At 60.1% G+C, this 651-nt stretch carries 1 pseudogene; it reads right to left on the reverse strand.

Annotation, left to right across the window (positions count from 1 at the left end):
* Positions 1-651, reverse strand: a pseudogene (locus GIV26_RS27060) (type IV secretion protein Rhs); the annotation flags it as partial.

Consider the following 651-nt stretch of genomic DNA (forward strand, 5'->3'; position numbering starts at 1 on the left):
GGCGTTGGTAGAAATAGTTTTGCTGCTGCGTAACGGCGTGGGCGTGCAGACGATTCTGGTCGTCGTAGTGGTAGTGGCTGAGCAGTTGGCCTTGCTGGCGCTGATGCTCGCGGCCGCTCTTGAATAGATGCGAGGTAAGCACTTCACCGTTGAGTTCGACGGTAGCGAGGTGGCCGCCTTTTTCGTGGGTGAAGGTGACGCGGTTATTGTCCGGCAGGCACAGATTTTTCAGCTGGCCGCAGGCGTCGTAGCCGTAGCGCAGGGTGCCCCAGCCCTGGTGTTCGGCGGTGAGGCGGTTTTGGCGGTCGTATTCGTAGGCCAACGCCCAGTAGCCGTCCTCGACGCTAAGGAGGTTGCCCTGGCGGTCGTAGGCATAGTCGACAACGCTGGCATCGGGCAGGATTTTTCGGACGAGGCGACCGGCGTGGTCGCGCTCGTAGCGGGTGACTAGCTGACTGTTATCGTCGCCGTATTCAGTTTTTTCCTGCAGGTTGCCGTTGAGGTCGTAGACGTAGGCGGTGCGTTGGCCGTCGAAGCCGGTTTCCTGGCGGATCAGGCCGTTGGGGTGGTAGTCGAGTTGGTAGGTTTCGCCGGCTTCGTTTTCGATCTCGGTGAGCAATAGCCGAGCGTTGTCGTAGCGGTACTTGACCT

Origin of the sequence: Pseudomonas sp. PA-1-3F (assembly GCF_021609665.1) — a bacterium.
GTDB classification, from domain to species: domain Bacteria; phylum Pseudomonadota; class Gammaproteobacteria; order Pseudomonadales; family Pseudomonadaceae; genus Aquipseudomonas; species Aquipseudomonas paracarnis.